The sequence below is a fragment of the Pseudomonas sp. EZ-C24 genome, from assembly GCF_014525325.1.
Lineage (GTDB): Bacteria > Pseudomonadota > Gammaproteobacteria > Pseudomonadales > Pseudomonadaceae > Aquipseudomonas > Aquipseudomonas shirazensis.
On record NZ_JACDIU010000006.1, the window covers coordinates 112,128 to 132,069 of the forward strand.

Here is a 19,942-nt window from a genome sequence, read left to right on the forward strand (position 1 = left end):
CAACTGGCTGAAGGGGTGAGCAATGAAAACTGCAAGGATGCTGCTCTGTGCAGCTGGCTTGAGCATCGCCAGTGTTGCTCAGGCCGACCCGCGCGACCTGTGGATGTTCGCCCAGTGGGCCGGCGACCATCAGACCCGACCGTTTCGCGAAATGCTGGTCGAGGCACGGCTGTATGGTGTGGTGCCTATCCATCAACTACTACGCTCGGCATCGGACTGGCGCCAGTGTCGTGCCTCGCCGTTCGCGGTGCCGCCACAGGCGCAATGGCCGGCGGTGCGCTCGACCCTGGCATTGCTGAAAACCTTGGGTGGGCAGGGCGCCCTGGGTCAGTTCGAGGTGGTCTCGGCATACCGCAATCGGCAACTCAACGCCTGCGCTGGCGGCGCGGTGGACAGTGCCCACATGCGCGCCTTTGCCGTTGATCTGTTGCTGCCGGTATGGGCCGACCCCAATCCGCTGTGCCGCTTCTGGCAGCAGCATGGTCAGGCTTGGAACATGGGCCTGGGCCGCTACCCGTCGGGGCGCATCCATATCGACACGGCCGGCTATCGCACCTGGGGCGGTGATGGCCGCTCGGGTTCGTCGTTTTGTGCCAAACCCAGCTGAGCCAGGCAGGCCTGAGATTGGCAGCGCACCCAGTCGGCAAAGCGCTGGCGCTTGCAGCCGGGCAGAAACGCCTGCGGGCTGAGCAGGTGATACGCCGAGCCATCCGCGATAAACCCGGCGGGCGCGTGCAATTGGCCGCTGGCAATCTCGTCGCTGACCATCAAGGCTGACGCCATGGCCAGCCCAAGGCCGGCGCTGGCCGCCTGGATCGACAGATAGAAGTGCTCATACTCGCTGCCTGCGCGGTGCCGTACCCCTTCGCCGCGCAACCGATGCCAGTCAGACCAAGCCTTGGGACGGGTGCGGCTGTGCAGCAAACGAGGGTTTTGCGCCGCTTGCTGGCTGCTCGCTCGACAGACCGGCCCCATCCATTCATCGCAGATCTTCACGCTGTGCAGCGTGCGTTCCCAGTGAAAATCGTCACGCCGCAAGGCCAGGTCAATGCCGCTACGGGCAAAGTCCACCGCTCCGCCAGCTGCGACCAGTTGCAGCTGGATATCCGGGTGCGCGGCATGAAAGTCCGGCAGCCGTGGGATCAGCCAGCGCATGGCGATGGTCGGCTCGCAGGACAGCACCAGCACGTTGTCCTGAAGCGGTTGTTGCAAGCGCTGCACGGTGTCTTCGATCTGCTCGAAGATGGCCTGGGTGGTGCTCTGCAGGGCGCGCCCGGCGGCTGTCAAAAACAGCGCCCGGTTGCGCCGCTCGAACAGTTCGACCCCCAGACTTTGCTCTAGCAAGCGTACTTGCCGGCTAACCGCGCCATGGGTGACGTGCAGGCGCTCGGCCGCGCGCACAAAGCTCTCGGTCTGGGCGGCAACGTCGAAAAAACGCAGGGTGTTGAGCGGCGGCAGTTTCATTGAAAATCTCGGCGCAAGTGAACGCTGCATATCTGTGAGAAAAACTAGCGGATCTGCACGACTATAAATCGATTTTGACCTGTGGATAAGCCCTCGATAATCGACGATCTGTGGATTTTCATCGTCTATCGAGGTTGCCTGAGTGAATGAACTGATTGCCGTCGCCGTGTTTACCGTACTTGCCGTGATCAGCCCCGGCGCTGACTTTGCCATGGTCACCCGCAGCAGTTATGCACAGGGGCGCAAGGCCGGCCTGGCCGCTGCGGTCGGCATTGCCTTGGGTGTGCAGGTGCATGTGCTGTACACGGTGCTGGGCATTGCCGTGATCATCAGCCGAAGCCCGGCGCTGTTCATGGCAATGAAGGTGCTGGGCGCGGGCTACCTGATTTATCTGGGCTACCAGTCGCTGACCAATACCAAGCGGATCCACCTCGACGACGTCGGCCAGGGGCAGGGCAGGGGTAGCTTGAGGGCGTTACGCACAGGATTTTTCACCAACGCGCTGAACCCCAAGACCATGCTGTTTGTGATCAGCGCCTACACCCAGGTGGTGCAGCCGGGCAGCTCGCTGGCGCAGGACTTTGCCTACGGCGCATTCATGTCCTTCGCCCATTGGCTGTGGTTCAGCCTGGTGGCGGTGTTTTTTTCCAGCGCAGCGCTGCGCCTGGCAATGATCGAGCGCCAGCGAGTGGTTGATCGGCTGATCGGCGTGGCGCTGATCAGCCTGGGTCTGACCGTGCTGGTGGCGGGCGTGCGCTGAGCTCAGCTGGCGCGCGCCTGGCTCAGCGTCAGTTCGGCGCAGAGCCCGCCTTGGCGCAGGTTGTACAGACGCAAGTCGCAGCCGATCTTGTCGACAATCATTTCCACGATCGCCAGGCCCAGCCCGGCGCCATTGGCGTTGCCCCGGCTGTAGAAGCGTTCGAACAGGCGCTCCATGTCTGCCTCGTCAATACCCGGGCCCTGATCCTCGACGCTGAGGCGGTTGTCGCCGATCACTACCTTCACTTCGCTGCCCGGCGGGGAGAAGTTGAGTGCGTTGGTCACCAGGTTCTGCAGGGCGATGGCCAGTGCCACCGGCTCGGTCTCGACCCAGCACTCTTCGTCACCTTCGAGGACCAGGTCGACACCCTTGTTCAGCGCCAGCGGGGTCAACTCGGCCAACTCTTCACGCACCAGCTCGGTCAATTGCACGCGGCTGCGCTGGGGGTCGCTCAGTTGCGGCTCGATACGGGCCATGGTCAGCAACTGGCTGCCGATGCGGGTAGCGCGGTCGACGCCGCTGACCAGAAAATCCAACGCTTCGTGGCGTTGCTCGGCGGTGGCGGCGTTGCGTGCGTTTTGTGCGTGAATGCGCAGAATCGCCAGCGGCGTGCGCAGTTCGTGGGCGGCGTCGGCGATAAAACGGCGCTCGCGTGCGAGCAGCTCTTCGACTTGCAGCAACAGCCGGTTGAGCGCGGTCTGCATCGGTTCCAGATCGCTCGGCAGCGGCTTGAGGCGCAGTGGATGGAGGCTGCCGGTCTGCCGCACGCGGAGCTTACGGGCCATGCTGCGCAAGGGCTTGAGGCCCCAGCCGATCACCAGCCAGATCACCAGCGTCAGCAACGGCACGCCGATCAGGGTTGGCCACAGAGTGTGACGCATGATGCGCTGGATCAGGTCCTGACGAATGTCGTCGCGCTCGCCCACCCAGATCAGCAAGCCTTGCTGCGAGTCGGCGAGGAGAAACGCGCACCACTCGTTGCCGTTATCGAGCAAGTCATGGGCACCGAGGGTCGCGGGCGGCGCCGCCAGCACCGGCGCCTCGGCCGAGCGCACCAGCAACTCGCCATCGCTGCGCCAGACCTGGAAGGTGAGGCGGGTTTCGTAAGGGTGGGCGACGCCGTCGACACCGACCCGGCTCATGGCCTGGTCGAAGGCCTGATACAAGCGCTCCCAGTCGGCCTCGCCAGCATCGCCCTGGCGCAGTACACCCTGCAGCAGACGGGCGCTCTGGGCGAGCTGGGCGTCGTAGACTTCTTCGATTTCGTGATGGCTGTCGCGCAGCACCAGCCAGCTGATCAACGCGTCGCCGAGCAGGATCATCACCAGTACCGGGACCAGAATGCGCGCGCGGACCGAGATCATGCCTGCACCGCCAGCACATAACCGACACCGCGTACGGTGCGGATCAGCTCGCTGCAGAGCTTTTTGCGCAGGTTATGAATCAGCACTTCGAGGGTATTGCTCTCGACCCGATCCTGCCAGCCATACAGCGCACGGGACAGGCGCTCGCGGGTGACGACCTTGCCGGGGCGCACCATCAGTTGATGCAGCAATTGGTACTCCATGGGCGTGACGATGACCTCGGCGTGCAGGTAGTGCACTTGTTGTGTGGCTGGGTCGAGGCTGATCCCGGCGTGCTCCAGCAGCGGTTGCGCACGGCCCTGACTGCGGCGCAGCAGGGCGCGCACGCGGGCCTTGAGTTCGTCGACGTCGAACGGTTTGATCAGGTAGTCGTCGGCGCCGGCATCCAGCCCGGCGATACGCGCGGCGGTGCCATCGCGGGCGGTCAGGATCAGCACCGGCAGGTCCTGCTGCTCGGCGCGCAATTGCTGCAACAGGTCGAGGCCGTCCAGGCGTGGCAGGCCGAGGTCGAGCAACAACAGATCGAAGCTCTCGGTGCGTAAAGCGTGCAAGGCGGCCACCCCATCCTGCAGCCAGTCGAGGGTATAGCCTTCGGCGCCCAAGGCCACGCGAATACCCTGGCCGAGGGCTCGATCATCTTCGACGAGGAGTAGGCGCATGGTGCAGTCTCTGAAGTAATCGGCGGCATCATGCCGGGTTCTGCACAGGCGGATTTCAGCAAAGATGTAACTGCTCGTTACCGGCTAAGGTTGGCCTAAGGTTGCTTTTGCATTGTGGGCCCACCCACATCTGCCGAGAGCTTTTCCATGCGCAAAATTCTTCTGCTGTCCCTGATCATCGCCAGCCCCCTGGCCGTCGCCGGCCCGCAGTGCACCACCGCCGAACGCTCGCAGTGGCAGGACCAAACTGCCTTCCAGGAAAAGCTCAAAGCCGAGGGTTACCAGATCAGCAAGTTCAAGGTCACCGACGGCAACTGCTACGAGATCTACGGCTTCGACAAGGACAAGCGCAAGGTCGAAATCTACCATGACCCGGTCACCGGCAAGGCAATCAAGACCGAGATCAAAGACTGATGCAGGGCGAATCCCTGCGCCTGTGGGACCCTTTGGTAAGGCTGTTTCATCTGTCTATCGCTGGGGTCTTCGTCGCCAACTACTTCTTCAATGAAGCCGGCGACGACTGGCATGTCTGGCTCGGCTACTACGCCACGGCCTGGCTGCTGGTACGCAGCGTGTGGGGATTCGTCGGGCCGCGCAGTGCGCGCTGGGCAGACTTCTGGCCGACCCCGCAACGGCTCGCCGCGCACCTGCGCTCACTGCTCAAGGGCAAGCCGCAACACCGTCTTGGCCATTCGCCTATTGGCGCGCTGGTGATGTTGTTAATGCTGCTGGCGCTGCTGGTGATTGGCAGCAGCGGGTTCCTGATGCGAGAAGTCGATGCCCTGTGGGGCGCCGATTGGCCGCTGCAAGTCCACGAGACTGCCGCCGATGTGTTGTTGGCGCTGGTCTGTGTGCATGTGCTGGCCGCAGTGTTTGAAAGTATCCAGGTGCGGGACAACCTGCCGCTCTCCATGCTCACCGGCCGCAGGAAGCGCCTGCCGGAAGAGCGTGCGCAGTAATACTCCCATCGACAGGTTCTCTATGCGCTCTGCCTTAATGATCTGCGGCGTGCTGGCGGTGTTTTTTGCTGCCTGGCAAAGCCATCCGCCCCATGTGCTGGCGCCGTTTGCCCAGCTCAGCTCGAACGACACAGGCACGCCGGCCCCGGCGCAATTCAGTAGCCGCTTCGTTTCCAGCCAGCTGACCGACTTTGTCCATTCATCCTCGGTCACGGCCATGCCCGATGGTGGCTTGATGGCCGTGTGGTTTGCCGGTTCGCGCGAAGGTGCGGCCGATGTTCAGGTGCGCACGGCGCGCTTTGATCCGCGCACTGACGAGTGGGGCGCCGAACAGGTGCTGGCCACCCGTGAAAGCACCCGCGACGGCACCCAGCGCTATATCCGCAAGCTCGGCAATCCGGTGATCGCGCTCGGCCCGGACAACCGCTTGTGGATGTTTTATGTCTCGGTTTCCGTGGGTGGCTGGGCCACCAGTGCGATCAACCTGATGGTCTCCGATGACCTCGGAAGCAGCTGGTCGGCGCCACGGCAACTGGTGACTTCGCCGTTTTTCAATATCAGCACCCTGGTGCGCGCCGCGCCGGTGTTTCACGCCGATGGCTCGATCGGCCTGCCGGTGTACCACGAGTTCATGGGCAAGTTTGCCGAGTACCTGTACTTGAGCGCCGAGGGTGAGGTGGTCGACAAATTCCGCATAAGCCGCGGCAAGCACTCGCTGCAACCGACCATCGTCCCGCTCGATGGCCAGCGCGCCGTGGCGATGTTGCGCTATGCCGGCGAAACCCATCACCGCGTGCTGGCCAGCCGTACCGAAGACGCCGGCCAGACCTGGAGCGAACCGTACCCGCTGGAACCGGCCAACCCCAATTCGTCGCTGGCCGCAGTCGGCACTGACGACGACGGTCTGCTGGTAGCCCTGAACGACCTGCAGGATGGCCGCTTCAAGCTCAGCCTGTACGGCACTGATGCCGACCTCAACGAGTGGCGCAGTGTGGTGGAGCTGGACCAGTCGCCGGATCCGCTTGGCCAGCCGTTCTCGCCCGAGGCCTATAAAGCGATCATTGGTGAGGGCTTTCGCGCCTCCAGCGGTGCGCGCCGGCTGCCGCTCGAACAGCGCTTCCTGAGTAACCTCGACTACCGCGTATGCAAACCGCGTGGCTGCGATTTCGAGTACGAGTACCCGTACTTCAGCCGCAGTGCAGATGGCATGTACCACCTGGTCTACTCGTGGAACAACACCTTCATCAAACATGTCAGCTTCAACCAAGCCTGGCTGGCGGGGCGCCTGTGATGGTTTCGGTATGGCAGGCCCACTTGAGTTTCGTCCTGATCGGCTTTGTCGCGTTCAGCGCGCTGCGTTTTACCGCGCCGTGGCGGCCCTGGCTGCTGCCGCTGTTGGTGGTGGCCAGCTTCATTCCGCTCAGCCAACTGTCGCTGGCAAGCTATGTGCGCAGCTTTACCGATGATCTGGCGTTCAGCACGCTGGTCCTGCTGGCCTGGGTGAGCCTGACCCGCCTGGGTCTGCTGCAACCACTCGAGCGCACGCAGCGGATGCAGTTGCTGCTGGCGTTCACGCTGCTGAGCCTGCTGCTGTACCCGGCCACGCTGGGGCTGACCTATTTTGATCCGTACCGCTGGGGTTTCAATCCGCGGCCAATGATTGTGCTGGTGGCAGGGCTGGCGTTGCTGATGCTGTGGCTGCGCAACACGCTGGCCGTCGCGATGCTGGCACTGGGCACCCTGGCGTTCGCCCTGCGCTTGAAACCTTCGGAAAACTACTGGGATTACCTGCTCGACCCGTTGCTGACGGGGTACTGCCTGATCGCCGCAACCGCGCTGCTGATCGGCAGTGCATGGCGGCCCTTGATGAAATGGCATAGAGGTCAATGATGGGAGTGTTGCAGTCTCGCCGCCTGCGCTACGGCGTGGGCGCAATCGGTTTGGTGTTCGCGTTGCTGGTGGCCTTGCGGCTGGTGTTTCTGCTGGGTTTTTCCGGGTTTGAACTGACCACCCCGGCGCTGCTGGAGACCCTGGGCATCGGCCTGCGCTTCGACCTGCGCCTGGCGCTGCTGATCCTGCTGCCGCTGGCCGTGCTGGCGTGGCTGCCACGCTGGAACCTGACTACCCTGCCGGCCATGCGCTGGCTGGCGCGGGTTTATCTGGCCGTGGTGCTGGCCGCGGTGGGCCTGGTCTATATCATCGACTTCGGCCACTACGCCTACCTCGGCGTGCGGATCAACGCGACGGTGCTGCGCTATCTGCAGGACGCGCAAATCTCGCAGCAGATGGTCTGGGAAACCTATCCGGTGCTGTGGATAACTGCCTGTTGGCTGGCAGCAGTCGGCTTGTGGGTATGGGCCTTGGTATGCCTGGAACGGCTGACCCTGGACGCTGTGCGCAAGCCGATCAAGCGCTGGGCGCTGGCCTCGGTTTCGTTGATTGGGGTAGTTGCAGTGCTGCTGGCCCTGCTCGGGCGGGTTGCCAACCTCAACCTGGAAAACCCGGTGCCTTTGCGCTGGAGCGATGCATTCTTCTCCGGCAACAGTCAGGTTGCAGCGGTGGGTCTGAACCCGGTGCTGTTCCTCTATGACACGCTAAAGGCCGGCCAGGCTCAGTACGATGAAGCCAAAGTGCGTGAGTACTATCCGCAGATCGCCCAGTACCTGAGCGTGGATCAACCAGACGCTGGCCGTCTCGACTTCATCCGCAAGCAGCCGGTGCAGCCCTACAAGCTGGCCGGCGAGCGCCCGCCGAATGTCATCTTCGTCATGCTCGAATCACTCGGCACCAGCGCCGTCGGCGCCTACGGCAACCCGCTCAATCCAACGCCGAACCTGGACAAGCTGGCCAGCCAGAGCTGGTTCTTCAAACACTTCTATGTGCCCGTTACCGGCACTGCAAAAACGGTGTGGGCGAGCATCACTGGCGTGCCTGACGTCACCCGGCAAGAGACGGCCACGCGCAATCCGCTGATCACTCGGCAACACACCTTGATCAACGCCTTCGAGGGTTATCAGAAGTTCTACATGATCGGCGGCAATGCCGGCTGGGCCAACATCAACGCGCTGATCCGCCAGAGCATCGACGGCGTGCAGTTGTATGAAGAGAGCGACTGGCAATCGCCGCGGGTCGACGTCTGGGGGATTTCCGATCTGGATCTGTTCAAGGAAAGCGACGCGCTATTGCGTGCCGTGCCCAAGGACCAGCCGTTCTTCGCCTATCTGCAGACCTCCGGCAACCACCGGCCCTTCACCATCCCCAGGCACAACGACGGTTTCCAGGTGGTCGACGTAACCCTTGAGCAAGTCAATGCTGCCGGCTCGCGCAGTGTCGAGCAGTACAACGCCGTGCGCCTGCTCGACTACAACATTGGCCGCCTGATGGAGATCGCCAAGGCCGGTGGTTACTACGACAACAGCATCTTTGTGTTCTTCGGTGACCACAACACGCGCATCAGCCAGATCCCGCACATGGCGCCGGCGTTTGAACAGCTGGGCCTTGAAAGCAACAATGTGCCGTTGCTGATTCATGCCCCAGGTCTTGAGCCGCGGGTGATCGAACAAGCGGTGGGCCTGGTTGACCTGTTGCCGACCGTAGCCGGCATGGCCGGCGTGCCCTTCGTCAACGGCGCGCTGGGCCGCGACATCCAGCAGCCAGCGCCGGAAGGCGAGCGGGTGGTGCCGCTGGTATTGCGCGAGGGCACCTTCCCGATCATCGGCGGCGTGACCAGGGACTTCCTGCTGCAGATGCAGCACGACGGCAGCGCACCGACCCTGCACGATCTGGCCTCGGCAACGCCGCGTGATGATGTCGCCGCGCAGTATCCCGAGGAATTCCAGCGTTTACGCACGCTCACCCATGGGCTGCATGAAAGCGCGCGGTTGATGCTCCATCGCAATGTCCGCTAGCTGCGCCCAGCGCTGTACCGGCCGCTCCAGGCAGATCGGCGCTGCGCCGGGCAAGCGCTGTCAGAACTTGGCCCGCACATCGCCAGCGCGCTTCTGACTCAAAGGGACCACTTCACGGTCAATGCGGCATTGCGCGGTTCGCCATAAACGTTGAAACCGTTCCAGGTATTGCTGTTGATGCTCTGGTAGTACTTCTTGTCGAAGACGTTATTGACGTTCAAGCGCAGGTCGACGTTGTCCGAGACTTTGTAGCCGGCCATCAGGTCGAGCACCTGGTAGGCCTTCTGCTCGATGCGGTAGCCGCTGCCCTGGTTGTAGATGGTGTTCTGCGCGCTGATGGCGCCGCCGACACGCCAGCGTTCGAGCGTGCCAGGCAGTTGGTAGGTAGTGCTGGCCTTGAACAAATGGCGGGGCAGGTCGCTGGCGAACAGCCGGCCTTCGTTGTCCGGGTTGGCATCCTTGCGGTACTTGGCGGCGTTGTAGGTGTAGCCAGCCGCCATTTGCCAGCGCTCGTTCAGTGCGCCGCTGACTTCGAGTTCCAGGCCTTGGCTGCGCACTTCGCCGGAGGCCTGGTAGCAGGCGACACCGGCGGGTGTCTGGCAGACGCCTGGGGTATTGATCACCGAGGCGCGGTTTTGCTGGTCGATCCGGAAGACCGCGGCGCTGGCGTTCAAGGCGCCGTCGAAGTATTCGGCCTTGATACCGGCTTCATAGTTCTTGCCGACGATTGGTTGGATGGCCTTGTTCTGGCTATCGACCACACCTTGCGGGGTGAAGATATCGGTGTAGCTGACGTACACCGAGTAAGTATCGTCGAGGTCATAGATGAGCCCGGCGTACTTGGTCAGGTTGCGGCTGACGTCGTATTGGCTGGAGGTCGGCTGGACTCCGGCAATATTGCTCGAGTTGTCGATCTGGTAGTCGTACCAGTCCAGGCGTGCACCCAGAATCAGGTGCAGCGGTTCGGCCAGGCTGAAGCGGCCAGTGAGGTACGCGCCGGTTTGTTCGGTTTCGCTTTGTTGCTGCCAGGCGCCCATGTTGAACGCTGGAATCGCGGTTACGTGGGGGTTCCAGTTGTAGATGTTGATATCGGCAGCCGACAAGACTGTGGTGCCGTTGCCGTGGAAGGTTTCCTTGCGGCGGCTGGCGCCGATCACCAGTTCATGTTCGCGCTCGAACAAGCTGAACGGGCCGCTGGCAAATACGTCATAGCTGCTCTGCTCATTGCTGTATTTGAACTTGCCGGTCATCTGGTTGAAGCTGCCGTCGACTGCACCGGCGCTGACGTAGGACGCCAGCAGATCAAGCTTGGACCACATCCTGGTCGCTGCCAGGCGCAGCTTCCAGCCATTGTCGAAGCGCTGTTCGATCTCACTGAAGAGGCTGTTGTTGTCCTGATCCCAGCGGCCCCAGTCATTGCCCAGATAGGTCGAGCGCGACAGCTTGAGGTCGCCGCCATCGCTGGCGGTGGGCACGCCGCCCCAGGCGGTGTTGTTGTTCAGGTTCTGATTCGAGGCGCCTACGGTCAGGGTAGTGCTGTCGCTCAGGTCTGCCTCGGCGATGCCGTAGAACAGTGCGTGCTCTTTGTTGACCACGTCCTGGAAGCTGTCCTTGACCTGATAGCTGGTGACCGCCCGGCCGCGCAGGCTGGCGCTGTCGTTGAGGGCGCTGGAGGCATCCAGCTCGCCGCGATAGTTGTCCCAGCTGCCGGCAGTGGCAGTCACGCTGACCTGAGCGTCCTTGGTCGGGCGCTTGCGCACCAGGTTGATTGCCGCAGAGGGACTGCCGGAACCACTCATCAAGCCGGTGGCGCCGCGTACCACTTCGACCCGATCGAGCATGGCGGTGTCGGCGGCGGCGATGGTGTCCCGGGCGGTGTAGCTGGACACGGTGGTCGGCAGGCCGTCGTACATGATGTTGTCGACCTGAAAACCACGGGCGTAGTAGGTCGGGCGCTCGGGGCCGTCCTTTTCCACGGTGACCCCGGGGACGTCCTTGATCACGTCGTGCAGGTCCTGCATGCCACGGTCATCCATGCGCTGGCGGGTAACTACCGAGACCGACTGTGGCGTCTGGCGCATGCTCAAGGCCAGCTTGGTGGCGGTCTGCATAGGGCCGGTCGTATAGGAGCCGGTATGTTCGCTGGTGGCGCCAAGAGTCGCGCCGGTGATGGTGGTGGCACCAAGTTCCAGCGCTGCATCGCTTGGCGCGCTGACCAGGGTGTAGCGTTGCGGCCCTTCCTGGCGTGCCTGTAATCCACTGTTGGCTAGCAGCCGGGCAATACCCTCGGCAAACGTGTGACGACCGTTCAGACCGGGGCTGAACAAGCCTTCGGTTTGAGTCGACGCGAACGATAACGTCACCCCGTTGCTGGCGGCAAAGTGGCTGAGCGCGGTATCCAGAGGCCCGGCTGCAATTGCATATTCACGTTGTTCCGCAGCTTGTTGCGACCAGGCCGGAGTGGCTACCGCGCCAGCACAAAGCGCACCGCCGAGGCTGATGCGCAGCAGTGTGGAGTTGAGGCGAAAGCGCAAAGCTGCGAGAGGGGTGGGGGGGCTCATGCGTGACTTCCTATGCCGTTGCAGTAATGGCGGCTGAATGACCGCTCTACTGATGAGCCGAACGAAACTCGCAATCGGCAAGCTGCAACGGGTGAAATCTGTTTACGCTTCTATCCGTACCCAGTACCGCGAAAGCTGGCGCACCTTCACCGGCAACGAAACCTGCAGGTTGGCCAGTACTCCATCGATATCATCCAGGCGAAACGCGCCGGATATTCTCAAGTCCGCGACCTGCTCGGCGCAGCCCAGATAGCCCGCACGGTAGCGCGACAGCTCGCCAATGAAGTCCGCCAGGCGCCAGTCAATCGCCACCAGCACGCCTTGGGTCCAGGCGCTGTTGCCGGCAGAGCCAAGGCGTAGATTGCCCATGTGGGCCGCGCCAAAGGTTAGCGCCTGGCCGTGCTCGACCCGTTGCACCTGACGGGGCGCGTCGCGGCTGCTGACCTCGACTGCATGCTGCTCCACCTCAACCGTGCTGAAACCTGACAGCACGCGGACATCAAAGCGGGTTCCTAGCGCAAGAACCCTTCCGTGAGGTGTCTGCACTGCAAGCGGTCGCGCGGGCGCCTGCTCGGACGCAGTCGTCACAAAGATTTCGCCCTGACGTAGAACGATCAATCGCTGCTGTGCGCTGTAGGCAATATCAACCTGAGTGTCGGTGTTCAAATCCAGGCGGCTGCCATCAGGCAACTTCACGTGCCGGCGCTGGCCAGTACCAGTGGCGAAGTCGGCGCTGTAGGGCGAGCTGCGATAACCGGCGAAAGTTGCGGCGCCAGTGGCCAGCAGGAGCAGCAGCTTGAGACCTTGGCGGCGCTGCACGCCCATCTGCGACAACACCGGCAAGGCCAGCTCACCAGGCACGCCGCGCAATTGTTGCTGGAGCTTTTCTATCCGCGCCCAGGCATTGACGTGTGCAGGGTCAGCATCGAGCCAGCGTTGCCAGGCCTGATGCTGGTCTGGCGTGACCTCGTTGTCATTGAGCGCGAGATACCACGCTACTGCCGCCTGCAGATGATTTTTGTCGGGCACAGAGGCGGGTGCGCTGGTCATGCGTCCATCAACACAATGCACTGCATCAATGCCTTGCTCAGGTGGTTCTTGACCGTTGTCACCGAGAGGCCAAGACGCTTGCCCACCTCGACATAGCTCAGGCCTTCGAGTTGCACCATGAGGAAGATCTGCCGGGTGCGCTGGCCCAGGCCATCGAGCAGGGTGTCGATGGCCAACAGCGATTCGATGATCAGATGGTAGGTTTCCGGCGAAACCTCAAGCGGCTCCGGTCGCGCCGCCAATACCTCCAGGTACGCCCGCTCAAGGGTTTGCCGACGGGCTTTGTCGATCAGCAGGCCTCGAGCGATAGTTACCAGGTAATGACGGGGTTCGCGCAGAGCAGGCATTTGCCGCAAAGTCAGCATACGCATGAAGGTATCCTGAGCCAGGTCGGCTGCATCGGCGCTGTTGCAAGTGCGCGTGCGCAGCCAGGCTTTGAGCCAGCCATGGTGCTCGCCATAAAGGTGGCCGATATTCAGTGAGTTTGAAGCCTTGAGCCCTGCGTCCATGACTGATCGCTACGGATGATAATATATCTCATTATTATCCAGGCGAGGGTGCATGACAATCTGCTATTGGCACTGGAGCGGTGGTGAGCCCACATCAGCATTTGCAGCCCTGTGCTCAGCTAGGCATATACCGAGCGCCAGCAGCAGGGCAATAGTTGCGAACCCAGCCGCCAGCCAAAGATTCCCTGTAAGGCCTACCTTGTCCAAAACCAGGCCACCGGCCCATGCCCCCAATGCGATGGCAACATTGAAAACCCCTACATAAAGCGCCGTAGCGACTTCCACGGCACCTGGTGCGGCCTTCATCATCCACGTCATCAGGCCTACCGACACACCGCCATAGGCCAGCCCCCAGACCAGCAACAGCATGCCGCCGCCGAGGTTGGAATTGCCGATGAGCAGGAACAGCACCGGCGTCAGCAACAGCCCGGTCGAGATCGCCAGCAACGTGCGTGCTGTGCGCCGCGCGGCGATGACGCCGGCAAGGAAGTTGCCGACGATGCCGGCGAAGCCATAGGCGAACAGCAGTGCGCTGACCCATTGGCTATCGAAGCCTGACACCGACATCAGCAATGGCCGCACGTAGGTGAACAGCATGAAGTGCCCGGCGACCAGTGCCAGCGTCAGCAGCAACCCCACTTGCAGTTTGCGGCTACCCAGCTGCTGGGCAAACTGGCGCATGGTCACCGAACTGGTTACCGGTAGCCCGGGGATCACCGCAAGGTGCAGCGCCAGCACCAATGCGCTGAACAGGGCCATGCCGGCAAAGGCCCAGCGCCACCCGGCATAGTCGCCGATCAACGCACCCAGCGGCACGCCCAGCACCGAAGCAGCGGCCACCCCGCCGAAGATGATCGAGGTCGCCAGGCCAACCGAGTGCGCCGCCACCAGCCGCCCCGCCAGCCCCCCGGCGATCGCCCAGATCCCCCCCATGCAAAAGCCGACCAGTACACGCGCGGCCAGCATCCAGGCCATGCTCGGGGCCAACGCCGAGGCGATGTTGACGATCACCAACAGCCCCAGCAAGCCGCAGAGGATCCTGCGCCGATCAATGCCGCCGGATGCGATGACCACCAGCGGGGCAAAAAACGCTGCCAGTAGTGCAGGCAGTGAGATCATCAGCCCTGCCGTGCCGGTGGAAGTATTCAGCGATTCGGCAATCGGTGGCAGCAGCCCGACCGGGAGCATTTCAGTGGTGACCACGGAAAATGTCGCAAGGCCGACTGCGCTGACGGCCAGCCAGGGGTGCTGCGCGGAGGTTGCTGTGAGTTTGGGTGAAGACGTGCTCATGGTTCAGGTCCTTTGAATTTTCAAGCAAGCCTTGTCGTCTGGCAGTGTTACCTGGAGCAGAACATACGCGGCGTATGAAAGGGACCCTATATTGATACGTGGTGAATGTAAATAATCATACGCACTGAATGTAAGTGCGTTGACTTCTCGCGGCATCGGCACTGAGAGGGCAGGCGGGGAAATTTGCCCAGAGGAATACGCAGAGGAGTTGCAGGGCGATTCAAGGACAGAACGCCAGAAACAAGAAAGCCCGCACTAGGCGGGCTTCTTGTTAGATCTACAGACCTCGTGAGAAATCTGTAGATCTGAAGGGTGGTGGCTACACAGGGACTTGAACCCCGGACCCCAGCATTATGAATGCTATGCTCTAACCAACTGAGCTATGTAGCCAACTGGCGCGCATTATTCGCTTCAGACGCCCCTCTGTCAACACCCGGATCAAAAAAAATTTACACGGTTTCAACCGCTTAGCCGGCACGTGCGGTTTCAGCGGGCGATCAGCCACTGGCCGAACAGGCTATACAGCTGCAATTGCTGCTCGGCGGCGAGCTGATCGAGGCTGGCCTGGGCGCGGTCGAGGTTGAAATCACCGCTGACCCGGCGATAAGCGGTTTGCTCATCCATCAGCCAGACGCGCTGGCCTTGATAGCCGGCCAGGCGCTCGAGCACGCTGGCCAGGGACTGATCCTTGGCCTGCAAGTGCCCGCTGCGCCAGGCCTCGACGCGCTGCACGTCGATTTTTTGCACAGGGTCGATGCGCTGTTCGGTGAAGGTTACCCGTTCGCCGGCCGAGAGCAGGCGTTGATCGCCGCCTTGAATGATCATGGCTTTGCCGTTGAGCACGACCAGTTCGTCATGTTGGCTGCTGCGGGCGATCATCAGGCGAGTGCCATAGACCTGAATGCGCGCCTGGCCGACTTGCACTTCCAGGGCGCGGCCATCGAGCACCACTTCGAGCGAAACCTGACCTTGCACCAGTTGCAACTGGCGGGTGCGCCCGCGCAGGTCGGCGTTCATCGCGCTGGCGCTGTCCAGGTGCATCGTTGAACCGTCGGCCAGGCGCACACTGCGGCGCTCGCCGCTGGCGGTGTGCAGTTCACTGGCCAGGCGCTGCATCAACGGCCAATACAGATAGGCAAGGGCGGCGAGGATCAACAGAAACAGCGCGGCGAGGGTTTTGCCGAGATAGCTGCGGCGGGTTTTCAACTGACGCGGGCGCGGCCTCGCTGGAGGCGGAGTGAGCTGCTGCCAGTAGGCTTCCAGTTCAGCGTAGGCGCGGGCGTTGGCTGGGTCCTGCTGCTGCCACGTGGCGAACGCCTGCCGCTGCTGCTCATCGCAACCTGGCTGACGGAGCATGGAAAACCACTCCAGTGCCTCGCGATCGGCGTCGGGCGTGGGCTGCTGGGCGGGCATTGGGTTCATTAATCGGTCTGCTCGCAGGTGAGGCGGAAGCGGCGAAAGGGAGTGGGGCAATGTGCCATGGATGCTAATTATATTGAGAACCATTTACAAGTACGTGTCGGACCGATGGTAAAAAAGCTAGCTATGTATCGATTTGTTTCCCGATAATCGGATCCCAAACCCGCGGACGGATGTCGAGCCCATGGCCATCAGCAGTTCTCAAACCACCTCCAGCGCAACTACGGCTTCAGGTGCCAACCCTCTGGTGATGCGCATCATCGGCTTCTGTGCGCTGGCGCATCTGATCAACGACCTGATCCAGGCCGTGCTGCCGGCGATCTACCCAATGCTCAAGGCCAATTACAACTTGAGCTTCGCCCAGATCGGCCTGATCACTCTGACGTTCCAGATCACTGCGTCGCTGTTGCAGCCGTGGGTGGGCTTTTTCACCGACAAGCGGCCGACGCCGAATCTGCTACCGCTGGGCACCCTGTGCACCTTGGTCGGGATCGTAATGCTGGCATTTGTTGGCAGCTTCCCGATGATTCTGGTGGCTTCGGCGCTGGTCGGCATCGGTTCGTCAGCATTCCACCCCGAGACATCGCGGATTGCCCGGCTGGCTTCGGGTGGGCGCTTTGGCCTGGCCCAGTCGACCTTCCAGGTCGGCGGTAATGCCGGCTCGGCGCTGGGCCCGCTGCTGGCAGCAGCGATCGTCATTCCGTTCGGCCAGACCCATGTCGCCTGGTTCGGCCTGGCTGGCTTGTTCTTCTTCGGCGTAACCCTGCTGCTGCGCCGCTGGTACAAGGAGCACCTCAACCAGGCCAAGGCGCGCAAGGCGGTAGAAGCGACTCATGGCCTGTCGCGCCAGCGCGTGATTGGCGCATTGGTGGTGTTGGGCTTGCTGGTGTTTTCCAAGTACTTTTACATGGCCAGCTTCACCAGCTATTTCACCTTCTACCTGATCGAAAAGTTCGACGTTTCGGTGGCCAGCTCGCAGTTGCACCTGTTCCTGTTCCTTGGCGCGGTGGCGGCGGGGACGTTCTTTGGTGGGCCGATTGGCGACCGCTTCGGGCGCAAGGCGGTGATCTGGTTCTCGATTCTCGGAGTAGCGCCGTTCACTCTGGCGCTGCCGTACGCCGATCAGTTCTGGACCACCATCCTCAGTGTGGTGATCGGCTTTATCCTCGCCTCGGCATTCTCGGCCATCGTCGTTTACGCCCAGGAGCTGGTGCCGGGCAATGTTGGCATGATCGCCGGGATCTTCTTCGGCCTGATGTTCGGCTTTGGCGGCATCGGCGCGGCGCTGCTGGGCTATGTGGCCGACCTGCGCGGGATCGAATACGTGTATGCGCTTTGTTCGTATCTGCCGCTGTTTGGCCTGCTGGCAATATTGCTGCCGTCTACCGGCAAACGCTGACAAGTGCAATGGGGTCGCAATGCGGCCTCACTGCAAGTTAATAAGAGTCATTATCAATCTTATTCCTATAACGCTCACTTTCACTTAGAATCCGCCCCGCTGGCCGCAACGAGCTGTGGGCCTGCGCAAAACAACAATATCTGGCGTAGTGGAGCGGGTCGTGAATTTCAAGAAGAATACGCTTGCCCTGGCTGTGGGCGCTGCCGCGTGCCTGGCCAATAGCGGCTGGGCCGCTGAAACATCGAACGCTGGATCACCAAACGTGGTCGAGATGGCGCCAATCACGGTGACCGGCGAGAAGATCGACCGCACCCTCGAGCAGACCCAGTCCAGCGTTGTGGTCGTCACCGAGCAGCAACTGCGCGACAAGGCCGATCACAGCCTGGTTGATGTGTTTGCGCGAACGCCTGGGGTATACAGCCAGGCCGGCAACGAGAACTGGGGCATCCGTGGTGTGCCGGTGTCCGGTTTCGATGACCAGGGGCCGTCGACCATGAACGGTGCCGTGTCGGTCTATATCGATGGCGCTGTGCAGCCCAACCGGGCGCTGACCTTGAGCCCGAACCCGCTGTGGGATACCGAGCAGGTCGAGGTGTTTCTTGGCCCGCAGTCCACCACTCAAGGGCGCAACTCGCTGGCCGGTGCAGTGGTGATCAAGACCAAGGATCCGACCTTCGACCCAAGCTTCTCTGCCCAGACCAACGTTGGCAACTACGGTGAAAAAGGCCTGGCCGTTGCTGGTGGTGGCGCCATTGTCGAGGGCAAGGTCGCCGGGCGTATCGCTGTGGACCGCCAGGACGGCGACGGCTATATCGACAATATCGCGCTGGGCAAGGATGCCAACCCGCATCGCACCAGCAATGCCCGCGGCAAGTTGCTGATCCTGCCCAATGACGATCTCGATGTACTGCTGACTTATGCCCACAGCGAGCACCGTCAGGGCGACAACTCGGTCATGCGCGAGAACGACAAAGTCCGCTACTACAAGGTGTCGTCCAATACCCAGGCCTTTGACAACCTCAAGCAGGACACCGTCAGCGCCAAGGTCGACTATCGCCTGAGCGACGCCTGGTCGCTGACCAGCATGACCGTCAACACCCGCTCCGATTACAGCAACCGCCTGGACTTCGACCAGACCGCCGAGAGCAACGACGTCATCCTCCGTGCACACGATGGCAATTTGTTCAGCCAGGAACTGCGGCTGAACTACAGCTCGGATGACGTGAAGAGTTTCATCGGCGCCTATTACGGCCACAGCACCAACAAATTCCATGACCGCCTGTTGTTCGATGACACCTTGTTCGCCACCGTCAAAGGCGACACGACAATCGATAACAAGGCTATATTCGGTGAGGTCAACTGGACCTTCGCGCCGCGCTGGACGTTGATCACCGGCCTGCGTTACGACCACGAAACCAATGACACCGACGTCAAGCAGGATGACCTGTCCAGTCCGGGGCAAGTCAGCGAATCGTTCAACGCCCTGTTGCCCAAGCTGGGTCTGAACTATGAACTGGCGGCCAATCAGTTCCTCGGCTTCATGGTGCAGAAAGGCTATCGCGGCGGCGGCGTCAACGTGCGCTCCGGCAGTGGTCACGAGTCGTATGACCCGGAGTACACCACCAACTATGAGCTGTCCTATCGCGGGACATTTATGGAAGGCAGCCTGCGCACTCGCGCCAACCTCTATTACACGGACTGGAAAGACCAGCAGGTCAGCGTACGGCAGGACAACAGCAACGTAATCAATGTGTATAACGCCGGTCGCAGCACCATCAAAGGCCTGGAAGTGTTTGTCGAAAAAGACCTCAGCGAGCAACTGACGCTGACCTTGGGTGGCTCGGTCACCGATGGCAAGTACAAGGACTTCGTTGCCGGCAACGGCCAGGACCGCAGTGGCGAGGCGTTCCTCTATGCGCCCAAGTACAAGATGTCGCTGGGCGCGCTGTATCGGGTCAATGAACGCCTTACCTTCAACACCGACCTGACTTACCAAAGCACGGCGCCGTCGCAATACGACTTCAATACCGCGGGCCAGGTTATCGGTGAGCGCAGAAGCGACAACTACGTGCTGGCCAACTTCAGCAGCGAGTACAAGGTCACCAAGAACATCGCGGTGTCCGGCTTTGTCAAAAACGCCTTCGACAAGGAGTACGTGACCAACAACCGTGGCGGCGACATCATCGATGCCGGTGCGCCACGTACCTTTGGCCTGGCGCTGCGTTACGACATGTAAGCCTGGAGGCGGTGAAGCGCACGGTTCGTTTCACCGCCCTTGCATGCCCCGGATTGACGCGCTCGCTAGCCTTGGCCTAGAGTTCTGCTTCCTCTTTACCTGCGTAGTCGATGCAATGCGCCGTAGTCAGCGTCTCCTCCAAGCCCTTCAGCCTGCAGCCCAGGCCTGTCGGCGTGCCTGGCCGAGCGACACGGTGCTCAAGCGGCGGCGCAGCGTGCTGTTTGCCTTCACCTTCTCGCCACACCTTGCCCTGAACTGATTCGCGCCGCTGCGACCAGCGCCCTTTGCGCCTGGCCATGGGCGCCTGTGTGCAGTCATTTTTCAGGGTTATCAGCCGACGCGGCCGCAGGTGCCGCCGTGCCGG

The 19,942-nt window shown here is 61.9% G+C and carries 17 protein-coding genes and 1 tRNA gene; 9 read left to right on the forward strand and 9 right to left on the reverse strand.

The annotated features are described in order from the left end of the window. Nucleotides 1-22 precede the first annotated feature (22 nt). Nucleotides 23-607, forward strand: a complete 585-nt coding sequence (locus tag IDM28_RS02890; protein WP_188035325.1) for a D-Ala-D-Ala carboxypeptidase family metallohydrolase — start codon at nt 23-25, stop codon at nt 605-607. Here the strand turns inward: IDM28_RS02890 and IDM28_RS02895 are convergent. Next, a complete protein-coding gene (locus IDM28_RS02895) occupies nt 547-1,464 on the reverse strand; it encodes a LysR substrate-binding domain-containing protein (RefSeq protein ID WP_188035326.1) in 918 nt (305 codons plus the stop codon). The genes IDM28_RS02890 and IDM28_RS02895 overlap by 61 nt on opposite strands. A 142-nt stretch (nt 1,465-1,606) precedes the next feature. On the opposite strand from IDM28_RS02895, the gene IDM28_RS02900 reads away from it, so the two are divergent. Next, a complete protein-coding gene (locus IDM28_RS02900) occupies nt 1,607-2,224 on the forward strand; it encodes a LysE family translocator (protein ID WP_188035327.1) in 618 nt (205 codons plus the stop codon). Nucleotides 2,225-2,226: 2 nt separating this feature from the next. Here IDM28_RS02900 and IDM28_RS02905 read toward each other — a convergent pair whose 3' ends face one another. Next, nucleotides 2,227-3,588, reverse strand: a complete 1,362-nt coding sequence (locus IDM28_RS02905) for a sensor histidine kinase (RefSeq protein ID WP_188035328.1) — start codon at nt 3,586-3,588, stop codon at nt 2,227-2,229. Continuing rightward, nucleotides 3,585-4,247, reverse strand: coding sequence for a response regulator (locus IDM28_RS02910; protein WP_150570026.1), 663 nt, complete (start codon nt 4,245-4,247; stop codon nt 3,585-3,587). Before IDM28_RS02910 ends, IDM28_RS02905 begins: the two co-directional genes overlap by 4 nt. A 147-nt stretch (nt 4,248-4,394) precedes the next feature. Here IDM28_RS02910 and IDM28_RS02915 point away from each other — a divergent pair, with 147 nt between their 5' ends. From IDM28_RS02915 to IDM28_RS02935, 5 genes are read left to right on the forward strand one after another with little or no spacing between them, the layout of a single operon-like run. Then, nucleotides 4,395-4,661: a PepSY domain-containing protein gene (locus IDM28_RS02915; RefSeq protein WP_188035329.1), complete on the forward strand. Its 267-nt coding sequence runs from the start codon at nt 4,395-4,397 to the stop codon at nt 4,659-4,661. Continuing rightward, nucleotides 4,661-5,206: a cytochrome b/b6 domain-containing protein gene (locus IDM28_RS02920; RefSeq protein WP_188035330.1), complete on the forward strand. Its 546-nt coding sequence runs from the start codon at nt 4,661-4,663 to the stop codon at nt 5,204-5,206. Before IDM28_RS02915 ends, IDM28_RS02920 begins: the two co-directional genes overlap by 1 nt. Before the next feature lie 22 nt (nt 5,207-5,228). Further along, nucleotides 5,229-6,497: a sialidase family protein gene (locus IDM28_RS02925; protein ID WP_188035331.1), complete on the forward strand. Its 1,269-nt coding sequence runs from the start codon at nt 5,229-5,231 to the stop codon at nt 6,495-6,497. After that, a complete protein-coding gene (locus IDM28_RS02930) occupies nt 6,497-7,096 on the forward strand; it encodes a hypothetical protein (RefSeq protein ID WP_188035332.1) in 600 nt (199 codons plus the stop codon). Before IDM28_RS02925 ends, IDM28_RS02930 begins: the two co-directional genes overlap by 1 nt. Then, the gene (locus IDM28_RS02935) at nt 7,096-9,114 is read left to right on the forward strand and encodes an LTA synthase family protein (RefSeq protein ID WP_188035418.1); all 2,019 of its coding nucleotides are present in this window, start codon (nt 7,096-7,098) and stop codon (nt 9,112-9,114) included. The genes IDM28_RS02930 and IDM28_RS02935 overlap by 1 nt, the downstream gene beginning before the upstream one ends. A gap of 98 nt (nt 9,115-9,212) precedes the next feature. On the opposite strand, the gene IDM28_RS02940 is transcribed toward IDM28_RS02935, so the two are convergent. From IDM28_RS02940 to IDM28_RS02965, 6 genes are all read right to left on the reverse strand, one after another. Then, a complete protein-coding gene (locus tag IDM28_RS02940; RefSeq protein ID WP_188035333.1) occupies nt 9,213-11,675 on the reverse strand; it encodes a TonB-dependent siderophore receptor in 2,463 nt (820 codons plus the stop codon). A gap of 102 nt (nt 11,676-11,777) precedes the next feature. Then, complete coding sequence (locus IDM28_RS02945) at nt 11,778-12,725, reverse strand: FecR domain-containing protein (RefSeq protein ID WP_188035334.1); 948 nt, start codon at nt 12,723-12,725, stop codon at nt 11,778-11,780. Further along, the gene (locus IDM28_RS02950; RefSeq protein ID WP_150572722.1) at nt 12,722-13,234 is read right to left on the reverse strand and encodes a sigma-70 family RNA polymerase sigma factor; all 513 of its coding nucleotides are present in this window, start codon (nt 13,232-13,234) and stop codon (nt 12,722-12,724) included. The genes IDM28_RS02945 and IDM28_RS02950 overlap by 4 nt, the downstream gene beginning before the upstream one ends. A 63-nt stretch (nt 13,235-13,297) precedes the next feature. Next, entirely contained in the window at nt 13,298-14,524 is a 1,227-nt protein-coding gene (locus tag IDM28_RS02955) for an MFS transporter (protein ID WP_188035335.1), read from the reverse strand. A 313-nt stretch (nt 14,525-14,837) separates the two neighbouring features. Beyond that, nucleotides 14,838-14,914 (reverse strand) — tRNA-Met (locus IDM28_RS02960). Between the two features lie 96 nt (nt 14,915-15,010). Beyond that, on the reverse strand, nt 15,011-15,946 hold the full coding sequence (locus tag IDM28_RS02965; protein WP_262499969.1) for a FecR family protein: 936 nt from the start codon (nt 15,944-15,946) through the stop codon (nt 15,011-15,013). 181 nt (nt 15,947-16,127) lie between these two features. Here IDM28_RS02965 and IDM28_RS02970 point away from each other — a divergent pair, with 181 nt between their 5' ends. Both IDM28_RS02970 and IDM28_RS02975 read left to right on the forward strand, forming a co-directional pair. After that, on the forward strand, nt 16,128-17,342 hold the full coding sequence (locus tag IDM28_RS02970; protein WP_101316450.1) for an MFS transporter: 1,215 nt from the start codon (nt 16,128-16,130) through the stop codon (nt 17,340-17,342). Between the two features lie 160 nt (nt 17,343-17,502). Then, nucleotides 17,503-19,578: a TonB-dependent receptor gene (locus IDM28_RS02975; RefSeq protein ID WP_188035336.1), complete on the forward strand. Its 2,076-nt coding sequence runs from the start codon at nt 17,503-17,505 to the stop codon at nt 19,576-19,578. The last annotated feature ends 364 nt before the right edge of the window (nt 19,579-19,942 follow it).